Source organism: Aliivibrio sp. A6 (assembly GCF_028765505.1).
Lineage (GTDB): Bacteria > Pseudomonadota > Gammaproteobacteria > Enterobacterales > Vibrionaceae > Aliivibrio > Aliivibrio finisterrensis_A.
Genome location: NZ_JARACR010000006.1, coordinates 79,004 through 96,787 on the forward strand (window position 1 = coordinate 79,004; position 17,784 = coordinate 96,787).

The following is a 17,784-nucleotide window of genomic DNA, read 5'->3' on the forward strand; positions in this document are numbered from 1 at the left end:
GATACCAGAAGTCGATAAAACGTAAAAAAACGTAATCTTTACAGCCAGAGTACTGAGAGTTAAGGTACACTCTATGTACTATATTATATAAAACAATTTTTGCAGGACAAACCACCATGAGAAAACTGCTTCCACTCTTAATTGGAATGGCATTAGGTAGTTTCAGCTCTTTAGCTGCTGCCGATGACCTTGCGCAAGTATACAATCAAGCTAAAGAAAATGATCCTCAACTTCTAAGAGCTGCTGCGACTAAAGATGCCGCTTTTGAAGCAGTGAATTCATCTCAAAGTTCTCTATTGCCACAGATTGATTTAACTGCGGGTTATAATATCGTTCGTAGTGATCTAGACCGAAATGAAAATGACCGATTAACCGCTGGCATCAGCTTATCTCAAGAGCTTTACCAACAATCGAGCTGGGTTAGCTTAGATATAGCAGAAAAAAGTGCTCGCCAAGCTGACTCTGCTTATGCAGCAGAACAACAAGGTGTTATTTTACGTGTTGCTCAAGCTTACTTTGATGTATTACGCGCTAACGATAGCCTTGAATTTGTTCGTGCAGAAAAAGCAGCGGTTGGTCGCCAACTTGAGCAAACAAAACAACGTTTTGATGTGGGTTTATCTGCAATTACCGATGTTCATGACGCACAAGCACAATACGACAGCGTATTAGCAAATGAAGTGTTAACAGAAAATCAATTAGTAAACAGCTATGAAGATCTTCGTGTTATAACAGGTCAAGGGCACACAAAACTCAGTGTATTAGATACTGAGCGCTTCTCTGCTAGCCCTTCAGCACAAAGCTCTGACAGCCTAATTGATGAAGCACAACAAAAGAACTTAAGCCTATTGGCTGCTCGTATCAGTGCTGATGTTGCAAAAGATAATATCTCTCTAGCAAGCTCTGGTCACATGCCATCATTAACATTTGATGCGGGTTATAAATATACAGATCAAAGTGGCACATATAATAATGGCTCAAACGATTACGACTCAAGTGATATCAATGCAGGTATTAACTTGTATATCCCACTTTACTCTGGTGGCAACACAAGCTCATTAACTAGCCAAGCAGAATTCCAATACGTTGCAGCAAGTCAAGATTTAGAAGCGACTTACCGTGATGTAACTAAAAATGTTCGCGCTTACAACAACAACATCAATGCGTCCATTGGTGCATTAAAAGCGTACGAGCAAACGGTAATCTCGGCAAAATCAGCATTAGAAGCAACAGAAGCAGGTTTTGATGTTGGTACACGTACTATTGTTGATGTATTAGATTCAACGCGTCGTTTGTATGATGCAAACCGTAACCTAGCAAACGCTCGTTACGACTACATCTTAAGTGTCCTTCAGCTAAAACAAGCGGTTGGTACATTAAGCGAGCAAGATATCATGGATATTAACGCGGGTTTAAAAGCAAACAAAACCACGCAAGCTAAATAAGCCAATACCCATCGTATACATTTTATGATGGGTATAGCACAAACAAAAAAGCCACATTACTATAATGTGGCTTTTCTTTTATGCATTACGGATGATATTAACCGCGACCGCCTTTAATTGCTTCAATAATGCCTGTTGTTGAACAACCATCTTCAAAGTTTAATACTTTCACTTCACCGCCAGCAGCAATCACTTCTGCACCACCCGCAATGTCTTCGATTGCGTAGTCACCACCTTTTACAAGTAAGGTTGGCAATACTTCAGAAATAAGACGCTGAGGTGTATCTTCAGAGAAAGGAACAACCCAATCAACCGCACCTAGCCCTGCTAATACCGCCATACGACGATCTGTTGGGTTGATAGGACGACCTGGGCCCTTCAAGCGCTGTACTGATTCGTTAGTGTTAACCGCTACAATCAGGCGATCGCCTAGTTCTGCTGCGTGGTTTAGATAAGAAACATGACCTGCATGTAAAATATCAAAACAACCATTGGTCATTACTACTCTTTCACCACGATCACGAGCTTGTTTTACCGCATTAACCAAAGCATCTTCACTGATAATTCCAAAACCAGAATCTTGGCTACCGTGAATCGCTTCTGCCAGTTCAATGGTTGATAGCGTCGATGTACCCAGTTTACCAACAACTACACCTGCTGCTGCATTCGCTAATGCACACGCTTCATCAAGTGGTTTGCCTGTTGATACTGATGCAGCTAAAACAGAAATAACCGTATCGCCAGCACCCGTCACATCAAATACTTCGCGAGCTTGAGTAGGCAAATGTAATGGCTCCATATTACGACGAAGTAATGTCATGCCATGCTCACTACGCGTAACAAGTAACGCTTCAAAATCAAATTCTTCGATAATCTGTTGGCCTTTGGCAACCAAATCGTCTTCGTCTTTTACTTTGCCAACAACCGTTTCAAATTCAAGCATGTTTGGTGTTAATAATGTTGCACCACGGTAACGTTCAAAATCAGCGCCTTTAGGGTCGATAAATACAGGAACATTTACTTTGCGTGCTTCTTGGATCATTAACTGAACGTGCTCTAATGCCCCTTTTGCATAATCAGATAATACAACCGCTTTTACTTTTGATAACGTAGCTTGCATACGGCTGATTAAAGGCTCAGCAGGAACATCATGGAAGCTTTCTTCGAAATCCAAACGGATAAGCTGTTGACCACGGCTCATCACTCGTAGTTTGGTAATCGTTGGAAACTCAGGAAGAGAAACAAAATCACAATGCACTTTTAATGACGCTAATGTTGCTGTTAATGCTTTTGCTGGTTCATCATCCCCAACAAGACCAACAAGATGAGCATTACCGCCTAACGCAGCAATATTCATGGCAACGTTTGCTGCACCACCAGGACGCTCTTCAATATTATTTACTTTAACCACAGGCACTGGTGCTTCTGGTGAAATACGATTCGTTGGACCACCCCAATAGCGGTCAAGCATTACATCACCAACAATCAATACACCGGATTGTTCGTAATTAGGAAGTGTCGGTTTCATTCTTTTCTCCGGGTAATAAACAGCAAATCATCTACCATTATTGGTTTGTGCTATCTATCAAAATTATCTGCTATAAATGGTAGCATTTACGCAAGTTCTGCGCCAACTTAGAAAGAGTAAACTCTAGGTTTAGTAAAACTTACTCACCAAACCATTGATTCCAAGCAGTTACTACTGTTTTTCTCTCTTCATTAAAACCTGTATCGGCAACATCGGCATCAAAACCTAATAAATTGCGATGATGGATTTCATTTCTCATTACGCAATAAGCATGAATTAAGGATTGAGATAACTCCTCACTCATGACGTCCTGCTCCGCAAAGCTTTCAAATATACGAACATTGTCAGACCATCGAGTGAGTTTTGGCGCTTGGTTAGCGTGATTTAACACTAAGTATTGGGCTAAAAACTCAATATCAGTAATACCACCTGTATCTTGCTTCAACATAAAGCGTCCTGCTTTCTTTCCGCCTAAATGATCTCGCATTTTCTCGCGCATCTCGACAACGTCTTGTTGTAATTTTTGTTCATCTCTCTCTAAGCAGAGAATATCATGACGCGTTGCATTAAATGCAGACTGCAACGTCATATCCCCATAAATCATACGAGCACGAACCAGAGCTTGGTGTTCCCATGTCCATGCCTCTTCTCTTTGGTATTCATCAAATGCTTCACTGGTGCTCACCAATAAACCCGATGCGCCTGATGGGCGTAAACGTGTATCGACTTCATATAAAATTCCAGAAGGGGTTCGCACAGAGAAAATATGAATAATTCGTTGTGCTAATCGCAAATAAAACTGACGACCATCAATCTCTTTTTTGCCATTGGTATAGGTATTCACATCACAATCATGCATGAAGACGATATCAAGATCAGAATTATAACCAAGCTCCCAGCCGCCAACTTTACCGTAACCAATTACCGCAAAGCCTTTACTGTCTCGCCCTTCAAGGTGCGTTGGCTCACCAAATTTTTCAGTGACTTGTAACCAGGCTTGATTAACCACCGCTTCAACTATCGCTTCTGATAAGTAGGTTAAGTGATCACTTACTTTCATTAATGACAAACCACCCGCGATATCGGAGGCTGCAATTCTAAGTAAACACACCTGCTTAAACTGACGTAGCGCCTCCATCTGCTGTTCCATGTCATCTTCAGGAATGCGGGCAAGAAATTCATTCAATTCAATTTTATATTGGCTCAACTCAATTGGGTTATAGAGTTGATTAATATCCAATAGTTCATCCAACAATATCGGATAACGAGTCAGTTGCTCAGCAACCATTGGACTTGCTGCACACAAACGAACTAAATGTTGTAATGCGCCATTGTGCTCATCAAGCAATTCTAGGTATGTGGTTCTTGTGGCAATTGCTTGGATCAATTTCGTTAATCGAGGCAAAGTGTCACTTGCGTCTTCTCGGCTAATCACTATGCTGAACAATTTGGGCATTAAATGTATAATCGCTTCACGCCCTCTTGGGCCTAGCGTTTTCTTTTTAAGTTCACCTTTAAACTCAATAATATGACGAGTGAGCGACTCTGCTTGTTCAGCATTCAACTCTTGTAAGATACTCTCAAGCACTTCAGGGTTATGTGCCATATCCCATAATTCGACATACGACTTATCAATGCTATTTTCTTGCTCTTCTTCATCATGACCAATCAAATTTTCAAACACAGAATGTATACTATTCATGTGCTTTTCTATCGCGCTATATAGCTCATCCCAATTAGCCATTCCCATCGCAAAAGCCAAGCGGGATTGATCTCTTTCATCCATGGGCAATGTCTGAGTTTGCTTGTCTCCAATTGCTTGTAATAAGTTTTCTAAACGACGTAAGAAACAATAACCCACGGTTAAATTTTCAACTTCTTGGATTGATAATTGGCCTAGTTCTTTAATTGCTTCTAACGTTTCTAATAACCCGCGACCACGTAAAGAAGGCTCTCTGCCACCACGGATTAATTGAAATACTTGAGCTATAAATTCAACTTCTCGAATACCACCAGGACCAAGTTTAATATTATCATTCAAACCACGGCGACGAACTTCGGTGGTAATCATTGATTTCATTCGACGTAAGGCTTGGATTGCACCAAAATCAATGTAACGACGAAAAACAAATGGGCGTAACATTTGGCGAAGTTCTTGATAATGGCTGTAAGTTTCTTTGCCCATCACTCGCGCTTTTATCATCGCGTAGCGTTCCCAATCGCGACCTTGTTCTTGATAGTAATCTTCTAACGCCGCATAGCTCATGACTAATGGGCCACTTTCCCCAAATGGGCGCAAACGCAAATCAACACGATAACAGAAGCCATCAAATGTGGTTTGATCTAATGCTTTAATGATCTTCTGACCTAAGCGAGTAAAGAATTGTGCATTCGCTATACTTCGACGAGCGCCTTCGGTTTCTCCATTTTCAGGATAGGTGAAAATCAAATCAATATCTGATGAGAAGTTTAATTCTCCACCACCTAGCTTCCCCATCCCTATAATCAACATCGGTTGCGCCTCACCTTGTGCGTTTCTTGGTGTTCCCCAATCAATGCACGCCTGCTTGTAAAGCCATTGATATGACTCGACAATCAAAGCTTCAGCTAATAAAGAAAGATGAGATAAACTGATTTCTAAAGACCAATGATGGCCCTCCTTCTCATGGGCTAACGTGAAGTCACGCCACGCGATATAGGCCATTTCACGTCGTCTAAAATAGCGAAGCTCCCGCATCAACGTATTTTCGTCATTACATTGAGATAAACACTCTTGTAATCGAGAACGATAATCTTCACTACGATCAATCACTTCAAACATTGATGGGAAGCGTTGGCATAATACTTCGTCTTGCTGAAATGCCTCATGCAGGAAATCACTGCACCCTAAAGCTATCGAGAGCTGCCCCTGTAATGTATTAGGCCACTGCTGTATATGGGAAAGATGAGTTAACTCTTGTTGACGACGTTCTGCTAATGACGCTAATGAGGATGGCAAAGACATGATATTCCTTATCGAAAATTCCTTATGACCGCCAAGTACGATCAGACTATTGATACTGTGCCAAATTTTGTTTTTCGCCGCAAATAAAAACGCCTACAACTGAGTGTAGGCGTTAATTAAATTAAGTTAGTTTGTCTTAAAGTTTAAAGACTTTCATTTTTGCTTCTAACTCTTCTGCGTTTTTCTGCATTTCTTCTGATGTTTCGGTTAGCTCTGTCATCACAACAACAGACGCATCTACCAATTCACGAACATTGGTTAAGTTTTGATCCATCTCTTCTGCTACTGAACTTTGCTGATCTGCTGCACTTGCGATTTGGAAGTTCATTTCATTAATATGGTTTACTTGATTAACAATGCTGTCTAACTCTGTGCCTGCATTAGTTACAAGCTCTACACCTTCCGCAGCTTCAACCACACTTTTTTCCATCAACTCAACCGCTTGGTTTGCACTGTTTTGTAATTGAGTGATCATCTCTTGAATTTCAACCGTAGCACCTTGCGTGCTTTGTGCTAGGTTTCTTACTTCATCGGCAACGACAGCAAAACCACGTCCTGCATCACCTGCTCGAGCCGCTTCAATCGCTGCATTTAATGCAAGTAAATTGGTTTGCTCAGAGATACCACGAATCGTTTCTACCACCGAGCTGATTGACATCACTCTTTCTTCTACTTGATTAACCACCTCAGCAGAAGCAGCAATATCACCCGATAATGCTTGGATCTTAACTATCGTACCTTCAACAAATTCTTGACCTACTTTTGCTTGAGTTTGTGCCTGCTCGGTACCAATAGAAGCATTACGCGCATTCTCAGCCACATTCTGAACCGTTGAATTCATTTCACTCATGGCTGTTGCTAGCTGATCAATTTCAGCAAACTCTTCTTGAGCCGCTTCTTTTGTTCCTTCCATACTGATGGTCATGATTTCCGTCAACCCAGCGAGCTCTTGAGATGCTGATAACTGAGTTTCAACCACAGATTTAAGCTGTAATCGTGTTTTATTTAGTTCTCTTGCCAAATCACCAAACTCATCTTTGCAGTTCATCTCAACAGGCTCTGAAAGATTTTGAGCGGCAATCTGTTTCATTGAAGCATTTAAATACTTCATTTGACGCAGCATAATGCTTGAAGCGCTCAATAAAATAACCATGAAAGAAACGATCATCGCTAATGTTTGCCAGATCACTTGCGTTAAATACTCTTGATAATATTGTTCAGCAACATTTGAAGATTGTGAAGCCACAACGACCCAATCATGGTTTGGAACTTTTACTGCCGATTCAAAACGAGAATGCTCATTTAATGAATATGCTTTTTGAGAAGACAACCCACGGAATAACTGCTGCAAAGAGGCCCCATCATCCAGTGTATTATTAAAAGAAGAAAGTGAACGGATAGATTGATGCCCAAAAACCTCACCACTTTTACGATCAATCACATAAATATAATTACCGTCTTTCCAGCCTTTTGATTGACTGGTGATTGCTTCAGCGACTAAATCGTTTCCTTCTGAGTTATAATTTAAAAGACGATTTACTAATTCAGCATTAGCAATGGCTAACTCTTGTGCTCGTTCTTTCTGAATAGTAATAACAGATTGGTAAAAGTTATTCGCATCCCACAATTGTTTTGTTACTAATAGAACCGTACTAAACACCATTAACATGACTAACTTTGGCACCAATTTAATATCAGTGACCAATCTTTCCCATGGCTTAAAGGTTATTGTTGACATCCTCACTCCCTGTTCGCTTTCAGAATCAATTTTTTTAGTGCATGATAAATAGATATCTGCACAAAAACTACGCGCATCAATATTGTATCGACGGATAGGTATAAATAATTAACATGAATCATAACAAAATTGACCTAAGACCCTTGAGCTTAATGTCACTGATACTTTCCTTTTTATCACTAATTGTGATCTCAAGCCTGCTGTTCGTACCACTAGATCACACCAGCCGCACCATGCTAATCGCACTCGACACTATTATATGTGGTCTCTTTCTCTTTCAGCTTAGTCTTGATTTATTTCGCAGTAAGCACCGTCGCCAGTATTTAAAAGATCACTGGATAGATTTTATTGCGAGCATCCCCATTATCGAACCTATTCGTTACGCTAGGATTTTCCATATTTTACGTATATGCCGTTTACTTCGCTCTAGCCAATCTTTGTTAAAACAAATTCAGTCAAATCGAAAAGAAGCCACTATTGCTTCAATTTTAGTATTAATGGTGACACTTATTTCTTTGGGTTCTGTCTTTATGTTGATGTTTGAAGGATCAAACCCTGAAGCAAACATACATACCGCAGGAGATGCGATATGGTGGGCCTTTGTTACAATATCAACCGTCGGTTATGGTGACCATTATCCAGTGACTGTTGCAGGGAAAGTGCTAGCGGTGTTGATTATTTTATCTGGGGTTGGCATCTTCGGTATGATCTCGGGGTTGATAACCTCAATTATTACAGAGCCTGCAAAAGTAGAACAAAGACGACACGAGCAGAAAGAAAAACACGATCGGGATGAGAAGCTTCACTTATTATTACAACAACAAAGTGAAATACTAAAAAAACTAGAACAAATAGAAAATAAAAAAGAGAAGTAATCAAACAGGGTTGCTTGCTAACTTCTCTTCTTTTTACCGCTTAATCTAAATCAATTAAGAGTAATATAAATACTATTGCCAGTATGGGGGGTATTCAAGCCCAGCTCTGCGAGTTTGTTCCATGGCATGTAAGATCGATCGTTCTTGGCGAAGTAACCAGCGCTGTAGTTGCTCTCGCTCTTCTTCATCTTCAAGCGACTGCACTCGTGAACGAAGTGGCTCCAAACTCATTAGATCACCAATACCTTGTAATAGATCTAACCAAGGTAAGCGAAAGCCTTTTCTTCGCTCATCATCATAAATTAATGCAAAACAGGTTCCTGTCATTAGATTTCGACGTAAACGCATTTTTTGCTTAAAATAATCAGTAGGTAATAACTGATTTGATGTTGAAAACGCTGAATCTAATGCTTCCCATGTTCTATCTAATAACGTACCTGAATGGCCATCAATAGATTCTTGTAATATTTGACGCTTCTTATCATCTAAAAATGGCTGCCAATCTCGCGTTAAGATCCAACGACTCAAATCAAGCAACAAACCACAGTAGCGAGCTGACATTAATAAAGAAAGCATTTCATCTTGGCTTGGTAGACTCGCTGCACTCTCTTTTAAACTTGCAACAAGAAATTTACGAGCATCCAGTTTTCTCAGCACATTCCCTTTTTCTTCAATTAAGTAAGCAAGGTGCTCTGATTCATCTAACCAATGTAACTCATCCTCTAACCATTTCAGTTCTTGGCGTAATAATTCACTGGCACGTTTTGGTACCATTTCACCAAAGACTAAAAAGATTTGTCGTAAAAAGGCAATCGCAATACGAATTTCTTGTAATGCTAATTTATCTTGAGTGTCGATATAAATCTGCTCATGATAATGCCAGTGCGATAATGCGTGTTCTAATGAATTAACAAAACACGTTTCAACGCTGTCTGTTGATTCTGTTCTTACTAATGTTAGCGGTTTTACATTATCTGCTGGTGCATCCATGGCTAAACGATAGCCTTTTGCCGCTTTACTTTGGTTACCTAAACGCATTCCACCAGAGCTGCATAAATCTCTAGCAAGTGTAAATAATGCATCGGTTTGACCCGATTTAAGTTCAAGCTCCACTTCACAAATTGGCGTAGTTTTATCGCCAGCAATAACCTCTCCTTGATCAAAAGCCAATTCAATTTCACTGCCATCAGGCATGGCAACCAGCCACTGTTGACGAACAAAATTGGTGGAGAATAAAGGATACAGTTGTGCTTGGAGATCATCTAAAGCGATGTCATTTGGCCATGCGTCTTCAGGGTGTAAATGCACATTTGGAGTGTCTGAATCATGCTCAGCATTGTATTCTGGTCGCTGATGTAATCCGGCTACAACACGCCCTGCTGTCTTTAATGTTTGCACTCGCTCATCATTAAAGCGTCGAATTCTAAGCCCGGTATCATGCTTACGAAGATGCTGCTCAGGAGTATCAAAATAGATGTTTCCTAAGTGAAGACAACTCTGCTCTATGACTCTTGCACCTGAAATTTTGTCTATAATGGTGTCTACAAACTCAGGAAAAACAAAAAATTTTAGTTCTATTTCAGTTTCCATAATGACCTCATAACCGTTGTCTTTCCAAGGATATGGCTTAAACTGTCCGGTATCAAGCTAGAAATAATGCCAAAACCATGATCTAAAGTAGTTTTATTGATAGTGGGATTGGGTTAACATTCGCGCCTTTATGGCCATCGTCTAACAATTCACCATTAGGTGCTACTTGTTTTATAGGTTAAGAAACCATGCCAGTAAATACTATTATGGGGTTATTCGCAAAGTCCCCAATGAAACCTTTGCAGCGACACGTTGTTTGTGTCAATGAATGCTGCTCACTGCTTGTTCCGTTTTTCGAAACGTGTGCAAAAGGTGATTGGGAAAAAGCGAACGAACTTCGTGCACAAATTTCTCATTTAGAGAAAGAAGCGGACGTACTAAAACGAGAAATTCGTTTAAAACTTCCTCGTGGTTTATTCATGCCTGTTGATCGTACCGATATGCTCGGTCTATTAACTCAGCAAGATAAACTTGCAAACCTGGCTAAAGACATCGCAGGTCGCGTTGTTGGTCGCCAACTTGAAATTCCAAGCTCTATGCAGGATGCATTTTTAGCTTATGTTCAACGTTGTTTAGATGCGGCTAATCAAGCGCAAGAAGTGATCAGCGAATTGGACGAGCTATTAGAAACCGGCTTTAAGGGACGTGAAGTCACTTTGGTTGCTGAGATGATCAATAAATTAGATATCATTGAAGATGATACTGATGAATTGCAAATTCAACTGCGCCAGCAACTCATGAGCATCGAACACAAGTACAATCCGATCGATGTTATGTTCCTTTATAAAATTCTTGAGTGGGTTGGCGGCATTGCCGACCAAGCACAGCGTGTTGGTTCTCGTTTAGAACTAATGCTATCTCGCTCATAAGTTTGTGATTCAGTAACAGGTAATACAATGGATATTCTTGCTAACTACGGCACGACCCTAATTTTAGTTGCGGCCTTCTTCGGCTTCCTTATGGCGATTGGTATTGGTGCAAATGATGTTGCCAATGCAATGGGCACCTCTGTAGGGTCTAAAGCACTAACAGTAAAACAAGCAATCATCATTGCTATGATCTTCGAATTTGCAGGGGCATACCTTGCAGGTGGCGAGGTTACAGATACAATTCGTAAAGGGGTAATTGATACCTCTCTTTTCGCTCATCAGCCTGAAGTATTAGTTTACGGCATGATGTCAGCCCTTCTTGCTGCTGGTACTTGGTTATTGCTTGCCTCTTACATGGGCTGGCCTGTATCAACAACTCACTCTATCATCGGTGCAATCATCGGTTTTGCGTGTGTTGCTGTGGGTACCGAAGCGGTTGATTGGAGCTCAGTACAAGGTATTGTTGGTAGCTGGCTAGTTACCCCACTGATCTCTGGTATCTTTGCTTATATGATCTTTATCAGTGCTCAACGACTGATATTTGATACTGACAAACCACTCATGAATGCAAAGCGTTTTGTTCCTGTTTACATGTTCATTACGACAATGGTTATCGCTCTAGTTACTATCAAAAAAGGCCTAAAACACGTTGGTCTTCATTTAAGTAACGGTGAAGCATGGGTTGCCTCTGCTGGTGTGTCTGCTTTAGTTATGGTTGGTGGTTACATCTATATCTCTCGTAAATTTGCAAACACAGTAAATGATGAAAAAGACAGCCGTGGTTTTACTGGCGTTGAAAGCATCTTCAGTACATTAATGGTTATCACTGCGTGTGCAATGGCATTTGCTCATGGCTCTAACGATGTTGCTAACGCGATTGGTCCACTGTCTGCTGTTGTTTCAACCGTTGAACATATGGGTGAAATCACAACGAAAAGTACAATTGCTTGGTGGATCCTTCCTCTAGGTGGTATTGGTATCGTTGTTGGTCTTGCAACATTAGGCCATAAAGTAATGGCAACCGTAGGTACAGGTATCACTGAACTAACACCAAGTCGTGGTTTTGCTGCTCAACTAGCAACAGCATCAACGGTAGTATTAGCTTCAGGCACTGGTCTTCCTATCTCAACAACGCAAACTCTTGTAGGTGCGGTATTGGGTGTGGGCTTTGCTCGTGGTATTGGCGCATTAAACTTAGGTGTGGTACGTAACATCGTAGCATCTTGGGTTGTTACTCTGCCTGCTGGTGCTCTATTAGCTGTTGTTTTCTATTACCTAATGCAAGCTGTCTTTGGTATAGGCGCTTAAGTAAGCCTAATCAATTTTGAAACAAATGCACAAAGAGGAGAGTAAAATCTCCTCTTTTCTTGCATCTGGGCCCAAATATTTTTAGTATCTATACCTTCGTTTGAATCGCGATTAATACATAGATAAATTTTTTACGTAAGCGATTCAGGATCCACTTTTCAAAGGAATATTATTGTGAAGCATTTTATTAGCCTGATTCTACTTGCTTGGGCTATTGCTGCGCCAGCACAAGCTCAAACTCGTTATATTTCTGATAACCTGTTTACCTACATGCACTCAGGTCCAAGTAATCAATTTAAAATCATTGGTAGTGTGAATGCAGGTGATCGTATCACTCAACTAGCAGCAAATAAGAACACTGGCTTTACTCAAATTGTCGATACTAAAGGCCGTAAGGGTTGGATTGAGTCTAAATTTGTTTCTCGCCAAGCAGGTCTAGGTGAACGCTTACCAAAAGTTGAAGCTGAACTTGCCTCAGTTAAAGCGCAATTAGCTAACGCTCGTAAAGCGGCAAATGATGAAAAAGCAGGACTTGCTGATAGTTTGACTCAACGTAATCAACAAATTCAAAATCTAGAAAAAACCTATAATGATGTGAACAATCAGCTAGTGAGTTCTCAAACTGAAGTTCGTGAACTACGCGCTAAGCTAGATACTCAAAAAGAAGACTTATTACTTAAGTACTTCATGTATGGCGGTGGCGTTGCTGGTATTGGTCTGTTATTTGGCCTTCTACTTCCTCACATGATCCCAAGCCGTAAGAAAAAACAAAACGGTTGGGCTTAATCGACGCTAAGTCCATTAAGAAATAATCAATTCAAAAAAGCTCAGGATTTCCTGAGCTTTTTTATATCTGTTCGAATAACCACTGAGTTTGATTACCCTTTCCATTCATACAGAGCAGGAACTTCGATTTTCTGTCCTTTAAACTCAATCACAACATCCCTAGGGTTAATCTCTAGTAACGTGATTGAAGGAGTAATACTGCCACCAATATTAACCTCTTGACCATTAACCTTTACCCACCGACGACTCGGCTTAGAGGTGTAATTATGAGTTTGGAAATTAAGAGGAGGCAAACGCCCTGAAAGTTGTGAACCATTTTTATCTAACTCAAGATAACCGTTACTTTCTAATGGCTCATCCTCAATAGCCTCATGATCGTCATACTCAGAGGGATCATTCAAAACTGATTCAAACCGTGCAGCCAACTCTGGTGATAACCCTGATAAATCGAGCTTATTGATATCTAGTGATGAAGCAGTGTCTTCAATTTGTTTTTTCACTTCAGCCCTATTGCTTTGGGGTTGAGTAACCGAAGTATTGCTTGGTATTACTGTGATAGCATCAGCGTCAGTTTTATCACTCTGTGATGATCGCTGTAACGCTAACTCTTGAGCACGTATGGGTAACTTATTGGTCGTAATGCTTGGGAAATCCAATTGCGTATATGACAACTCAGGTAAAGGGGTTTCCTGCTGGCTGGCTTGATAATAAGGAAAGGCAATATATGCTGATACCGCTAATGGAGGTAATACCACAATCGCCGATAATGATTTCCATGATAAACGAGATAGTGTCATATTATTCACCTCCTTGTAATAAAGGAGCATCAACATTCACAATGGTATCAAGCCACATTTGTGTACTCGAACCAACGATACCATCCGTCTTAAGATCAAAAATTTCTTGGAATTCTTTCACTTGTTGTTCAGTCTCTTTGCTAAATAAATCAGAGCTATTGATTGGCTGCTCTAGCGCAAAAGAAAGTAAGCGATTTAATGCTAAAATAGCGTCTCCTTGATCACCTAGTTTCATTGCTCTCTCAGTAATAATCGGTTTTTTCCAAAGCTGTGTATACGCGCCATTCCAATGTTGCTCAAACCATTGATGTGATACTTTTATCCTCTTAGAAGGTAATAATAATTCAGCTCCCTTTGAGTTTACGCGGTAAAGGATAGCCAACAACCCCTCTCCAGAAGTTTGTTGTAACCAAACCAGTGCAGGGCGATTTAGTGCCAATAAATCAGTCAACGTACCATTGCTCTCCACACAATATAATTGCGCTCTTTTGGCATTAGTGCAATTCGCTTGAAACTCAGTTACCGAATATCCCCAAACCGATAGTAAGGTTTGAAAAGCACTGGATTGCGAAGAAAAACCGTCTAATGGTTTCTCAATAATCGGTTTAACTATTGGATAATTAGCTTCTAAATATTGAGGTAGGAAGCGATAGCTGCCAATACTCAATAATAAAGATACACCTATGGCAATGAGCGAAGGGAACCATAACTGTGGTGTCGTAGGCGCTACACTTTGCGTCTCTACTTGCCAATCAAGTACCAGTTTACACGCTTCCTCAACGGCTTGATGATCAACCCTCTGTGTTCCTTTTTGGTAGCTAATCCATAGCGCTTTATCACACAATAAGTTAACGATACGAGGTATGCCATTTGAACGACGAACAATCGTCTTTATCGCCGAGGCAGAGAATAAGGATAACTCCCCTTCAGCAATGCTCAGACGATGCTTTATATAAGACTCAATCTCTTTCTGTGTTAAAGGCAATAAATGGTATCGTGCCGTAATACGTTGAGCGAGTTGACGTAAGTTTGCTTGCTGCAATTTTTGTTGTAACTCTGGCTGGCCAATCAATAATACTTTTAATAACTTATCACTGTCGGTTTCAAAGTTGGTTAATAAGCGCAGCTGTTCTAAAACATCAGGACCCAAATGCTGCGCTTCATCAATAGCAACAATAGTTTGAAAACCATTCTCACGCTCTGTTTTAAGAAAGTGAACAATACGGTCTGTTAATTGCTTTAACGGTGCATTTTCAGAATAGCTAATCTTAAATTCATCACAAATTGCCTCTAATAACTCTTGGGCACTGAACATCGGATTTAAAATTAAGGCAAGATGTACATTGCTATCTAATTGAGAAAATAATGCACGCGATACGGTTGTTTTACCCGTACCTACCTCTCCTGTTAATAATGCAAACCCACCACCTTGCCCTAACCCAGACAATAAATAATTCAGCGCTTCTTTATGGCGTTCACTCAAATAGAGAAAACGCGCATTAGGCGTCATTGAAAATGGAAGCTCATTAAAGCCAAAAAAATCTTGGTACATAAAAATGCAATGTGTCCTATCAGGATAATTCTAAGAATAAATAGAGAATAAAAGTCGAAAAGCTATGATTGCACGGTATCATTGGAACTAAGAAAGTAAAGAAAGTTCTCTTTATCTTGGTAGCGAGTAGGGCAAAACGTGGAAATTTATTTAGTTGGTGGCGCAGTTCGAGATTCACTTCTCAATATTGAGGTAAAAGATAAAGACTGGGTTGTTGTTGGCTCTACACCAAACGAAATGGGTTCACTTGGCTATCAAGCGGTTGGCCAAGACTTTCCTGTCTTTCTTCATCCCAAAACCAAAGAAGAATATGCCCTAGCAAGAACAGAACGTAAAAGTGGTCAAGGGTATAAAGGATTTACTTGTTACGCGGAACCCGATGTTACGTTAGAAGAAGATTTACTGCGCCGCGACCTTACTATTAATGCGATTGCTAAAGCCGATAATGGTGAGCTCATCGATCCTTACAATGGACAAGATGATTTAAATAATCGTTTATTACGCCACGTATCTGACGCGTTTGTCGAAGACCCACTGCGGGTATTACGTGTCGCTCGATTTGCTGCTCGCTTTCATTCTCTCGGTTTTACTGTCGTACCAGAAACCATGACCTTAATGAAAACCTTGGTAGAGAGTGGAGAGTTATCTCACCTGACTCCAGAACGTGTATGGCAAGAGTGGGAGAAGTCACTATCGAGCCAACACCCTGAGGTCTTTCTTTCCGTACTAAAAGAATGTGGTGCTCTAGCGGTTGTATTACCTGAGTTGAATGCATTGTTCGGTGTGCCTCAACCTGAAAAATGGCATCCAGAAATTGATACGGGTGTTCATACATTAATGGTGGCTCAACAAGCCACATTACTAAGCCAAGACTTACCAACTCGTTTTGCAGCTCAAGTCCACGACTTAGGTAAAGGCATTACGCCAGAGTCAGAATGGCCAAGCCATAAAATGCATTGCCATACTGGTATTAAAATCATTAAGCAACTATGCAATCGTGTTCGGGTTCCCAATGAATATCGAGATTTAGCGTTACTGGTTTGTGAGCATCACACCAATATCCATCGAGCTTCTGAGCTTCGTGCTCAAACCTTTATTAAAATACTCGATAAAATGGATGTATGGCGTAAGCCTGAGCGCTTAGAACCTATTTTACTTTGTTGCCAAGCTGATCACGCGGGACGGTTAGGACTAGAGTCAGAACCTTACCCACAAAAAGCGCGTTTTGAAATGGCGTTTGAAGCGGCAAAAAATGTGGAAGTAAAAGAAGTGGTTGCGGCAGGATTTAAAGGACCAGAGATTAGGGATGAGTTGAGTAAAAGACGAATTGAAGCGGTGAAGTCAGCATTAAGAATTAATTAAAGACCAAGTAGAGTTCAGATCGCTTCGCTAGCAGAATTCAGAGTCAATCGCGGTAATTTATTCTATCACCGCGATCACCTCTGAACCCTTTAAGGGAGCTTGCGACCGATCTGAATCCTGCTTTTAAGCGAAACTTAACCAAGCAAACAAGCCGGCACCTAACAACAAACGGTAGATAACAAACGGCGTCATTCCCATGCTTGAAATCAGCTTCAAGAAAAAGTGAATACAAATGTAAGCACTGATAAAAGAAACCACCACACCGGTACTTAATAGACCAAAATTAATAGAGATATCACTCATCGCCAATTTAAGACCAAGATAAGATCCGGCAAGAGTAATGATTGGGATCGACATTAAGAATGAAAAACGCGCAGCCGCTTCACGAGTAAAGCCTAAATAAAGAGCAGCAGTAATAGTAATGCCTGAACGAGAGGTTCCAGGGATCATCGCCATCGCTTGAGCAATACCTAAAAATAACGCTTTTTTCCACGTCATTTCATACTCGTCTTTAACTAACTCTGAGTTTTTATCAACCCACCAAAGTAAAAGGCCAAATACAATCGTTGTGGTTGCAATAACCCACGCACTACGTAAATACACTTCGATAAAATCTTTAAACAACAGACCACAAAGTGCAGCCGGAATAGTCGATAAAATGATTAACCAAGCTAATTTAGATTCTTTGTTGTGCTCTTTTTTAACCATAGAGCCAACCCAAGCAGTTAATAAGCTCACTACCTCTTTTCTAAAATAAATAATCACCGCCGCTAAAGTACCCACATGAACAGCAACATCAAAGGCTAACCCTTGATCTGGCCACCCAAGAACAGCGGAAGGAAGAATAAGATGAGCGGAGCTCGAGATAGGTAAAAACTCAGTAAATCCTTGCAACAACGCAAGAAAAAATGCTTCAAAATATGTCATGAT

Annotated in this window: 13 protein-coding genes; 6 read left to right on the plus strand and 7 right to left on the minus strand. The window is 40.5% G+C overall.

What is annotated here, in order from left to right; translation table 11 throughout:
- Positions 1–116: 116 nt before the first annotated feature.
- A complete protein-coding gene (gene tolC, locus PVK70_RS05720) occupies positions 117–1,445 on the plus strand; it encodes an outer membrane channel protein TolC (RefSeq protein WP_130047147.1) in 1,329 nt (442 codons plus the stop codon).
- A 97-nt stretch (positions 1,446–1,542) separates the two neighbouring features.
- On the opposite strand, the gene hldE is transcribed toward tolC, so the two are convergent.
- The 3 genes from hldE to PVK70_RS05735 all read right to left on the minus strand — a co-directional run bounded on the left by hldE (position 1,543) and on the right by PVK70_RS05735 (position 7,715).
- Positions 1,543–2,973: a bifunctional D-glycero-beta-D-manno-heptose-7-phosphate kinase/D-glycero-beta-D-manno-heptose 1-phosphate adenylyltransferase HldE gene (gene hldE, locus PVK70_RS05725; protein ID WP_130043941.1), complete on the minus strand. Its 1,431-nt coding sequence runs from the start codon at positions 2,971–2,973 to the stop codon at positions 1,543–1,545.
- Positions 2,974–3,112: 139 nt separating this feature from the next.
- Positions 3,113–5,977 (minus strand): bifunctional [glutamate--ammonia ligase]-adenylyl-L-tyrosine phosphorylase/[glutamate--ammonia-ligase] adenylyltransferase, encoded by a 2,865-nt coding sequence (gene glnE / locus PVK70_RS05730; protein ID WP_130047148.1) that lies wholly within the window; start codon positions 5,975–5,977, stop codon positions 3,113–3,115.
- A gap of 136 nt (positions 5,978–6,113) precedes the next feature.
- The gene (locus tag PVK70_RS05735; protein ID WP_130047149.1) at positions 6,114–7,715 is read right to left on the minus strand and encodes a methyl-accepting chemotaxis protein; all 1,602 of its coding nucleotides are present in this window, start codon (positions 7,713–7,715) and stop codon (positions 6,114–6,116) included.
- A gap of 113 nt (positions 7,716–7,828) precedes the next feature.
- On the opposite strand from PVK70_RS05735, the gene PVK70_RS05740 reads away from it, so the two are divergent.
- Positions 7,829–8,590, plus strand: a complete 762-nt coding sequence (locus tag PVK70_RS05740) for an ion transporter (protein WP_130047150.1) — start codon at positions 7,829–7,831, stop codon at positions 8,588–8,590.
- Between the two features lie 72 nt (positions 8,591–8,662).
- Here PVK70_RS05740 and PVK70_RS05745 read toward each other — a convergent pair whose 3' ends face one another.
- Positions 8,663–10,180, minus strand: coding sequence for a CYTH and CHAD domain-containing protein (locus tag PVK70_RS05745; RefSeq protein WP_130047151.1), 1,518 nt, complete (start codon positions 10,178–10,180; stop codon positions 8,663–8,665).
- Between the two features lie 188 nt (positions 10,181–10,368).
- Between PVK70_RS05745 and PVK70_RS05750 the strand changes: the two genes are divergently transcribed.
- The 3 genes from PVK70_RS05750 to PVK70_RS05760 all read left to right on the plus strand — a co-directional run bounded on the left by PVK70_RS05750 (position 10,369) and on the right by PVK70_RS05760 (position 13,143).
- Positions 10,369–11,049 (plus strand): TIGR00153 family protein, encoded by a 681-nt coding sequence (locus tag PVK70_RS05750; protein WP_130043936.1) that lies wholly within the window; start codon positions 10,369–10,371, stop codon positions 11,047–11,049.
- A 27-nt stretch (positions 11,050–11,076) separates the two neighbouring features.
- Positions 11,077–12,357, plus strand: a complete 1,281-nt coding sequence (locus tag PVK70_RS05755; RefSeq protein ID WP_130043935.1) for an inorganic phosphate transporter — start codon at positions 11,077–11,079, stop codon at positions 12,355–12,357.
- A gap of 174 nt (positions 12,358–12,531) precedes the next feature.
- Entirely contained in the window at positions 12,532–13,143 is a 612-nt protein-coding gene (locus PVK70_RS05760; RefSeq protein ID WP_130047152.1) for a TIGR04211 family SH3 domain-containing protein, read from the plus strand.
- Between the two features lie 92 nt (positions 13,144–13,235).
- Here the strand turns inward: PVK70_RS05760 and PVK70_RS05765 are convergent, their stop codons facing one another.
- Positions 13,236–13,940: a general secretion pathway protein GspB gene (locus PVK70_RS05765; RefSeq protein WP_130047153.1), complete on the minus strand. Its 705-nt coding sequence runs from the start codon at positions 13,938–13,940 to the stop codon at positions 13,236–13,238.
- 1 nt (position 13,941) lies between these two features.
- Positions 13,942–15,492: an ExeA family protein gene (locus PVK70_RS05770; protein ID WP_130043932.1), complete on the minus strand. Its 1,551-nt coding sequence runs from the start codon at positions 15,490–15,492 to the stop codon at positions 13,942–13,944.
- Positions 15,493–15,630: 138 nt separating this feature from the next.
- On the opposite strand from PVK70_RS05770, the gene PVK70_RS05775 reads away from it, so the two are divergent.
- Positions 15,631–16,854, plus strand: a complete 1,224-nt coding sequence (locus PVK70_RS05775) for a multifunctional CCA addition/repair protein (RefSeq protein ID WP_130047154.1) — start codon at positions 15,631–15,633, stop codon at positions 16,852–16,854.
- A gap of 123 nt (positions 16,855–16,977) precedes the next feature.
- On the opposite strand, the gene PVK70_RS05780 is transcribed toward PVK70_RS05775, so the two are convergent.
- A complete protein-coding gene (locus tag PVK70_RS05780; RefSeq protein WP_130047155.1) occupies positions 16,978–17,781 on the minus strand; it encodes an undecaprenyl-diphosphate phosphatase in 804 nt (267 codons plus the stop codon).
- Positions 17,782–17,784 lie beyond the last annotated feature (3 nt).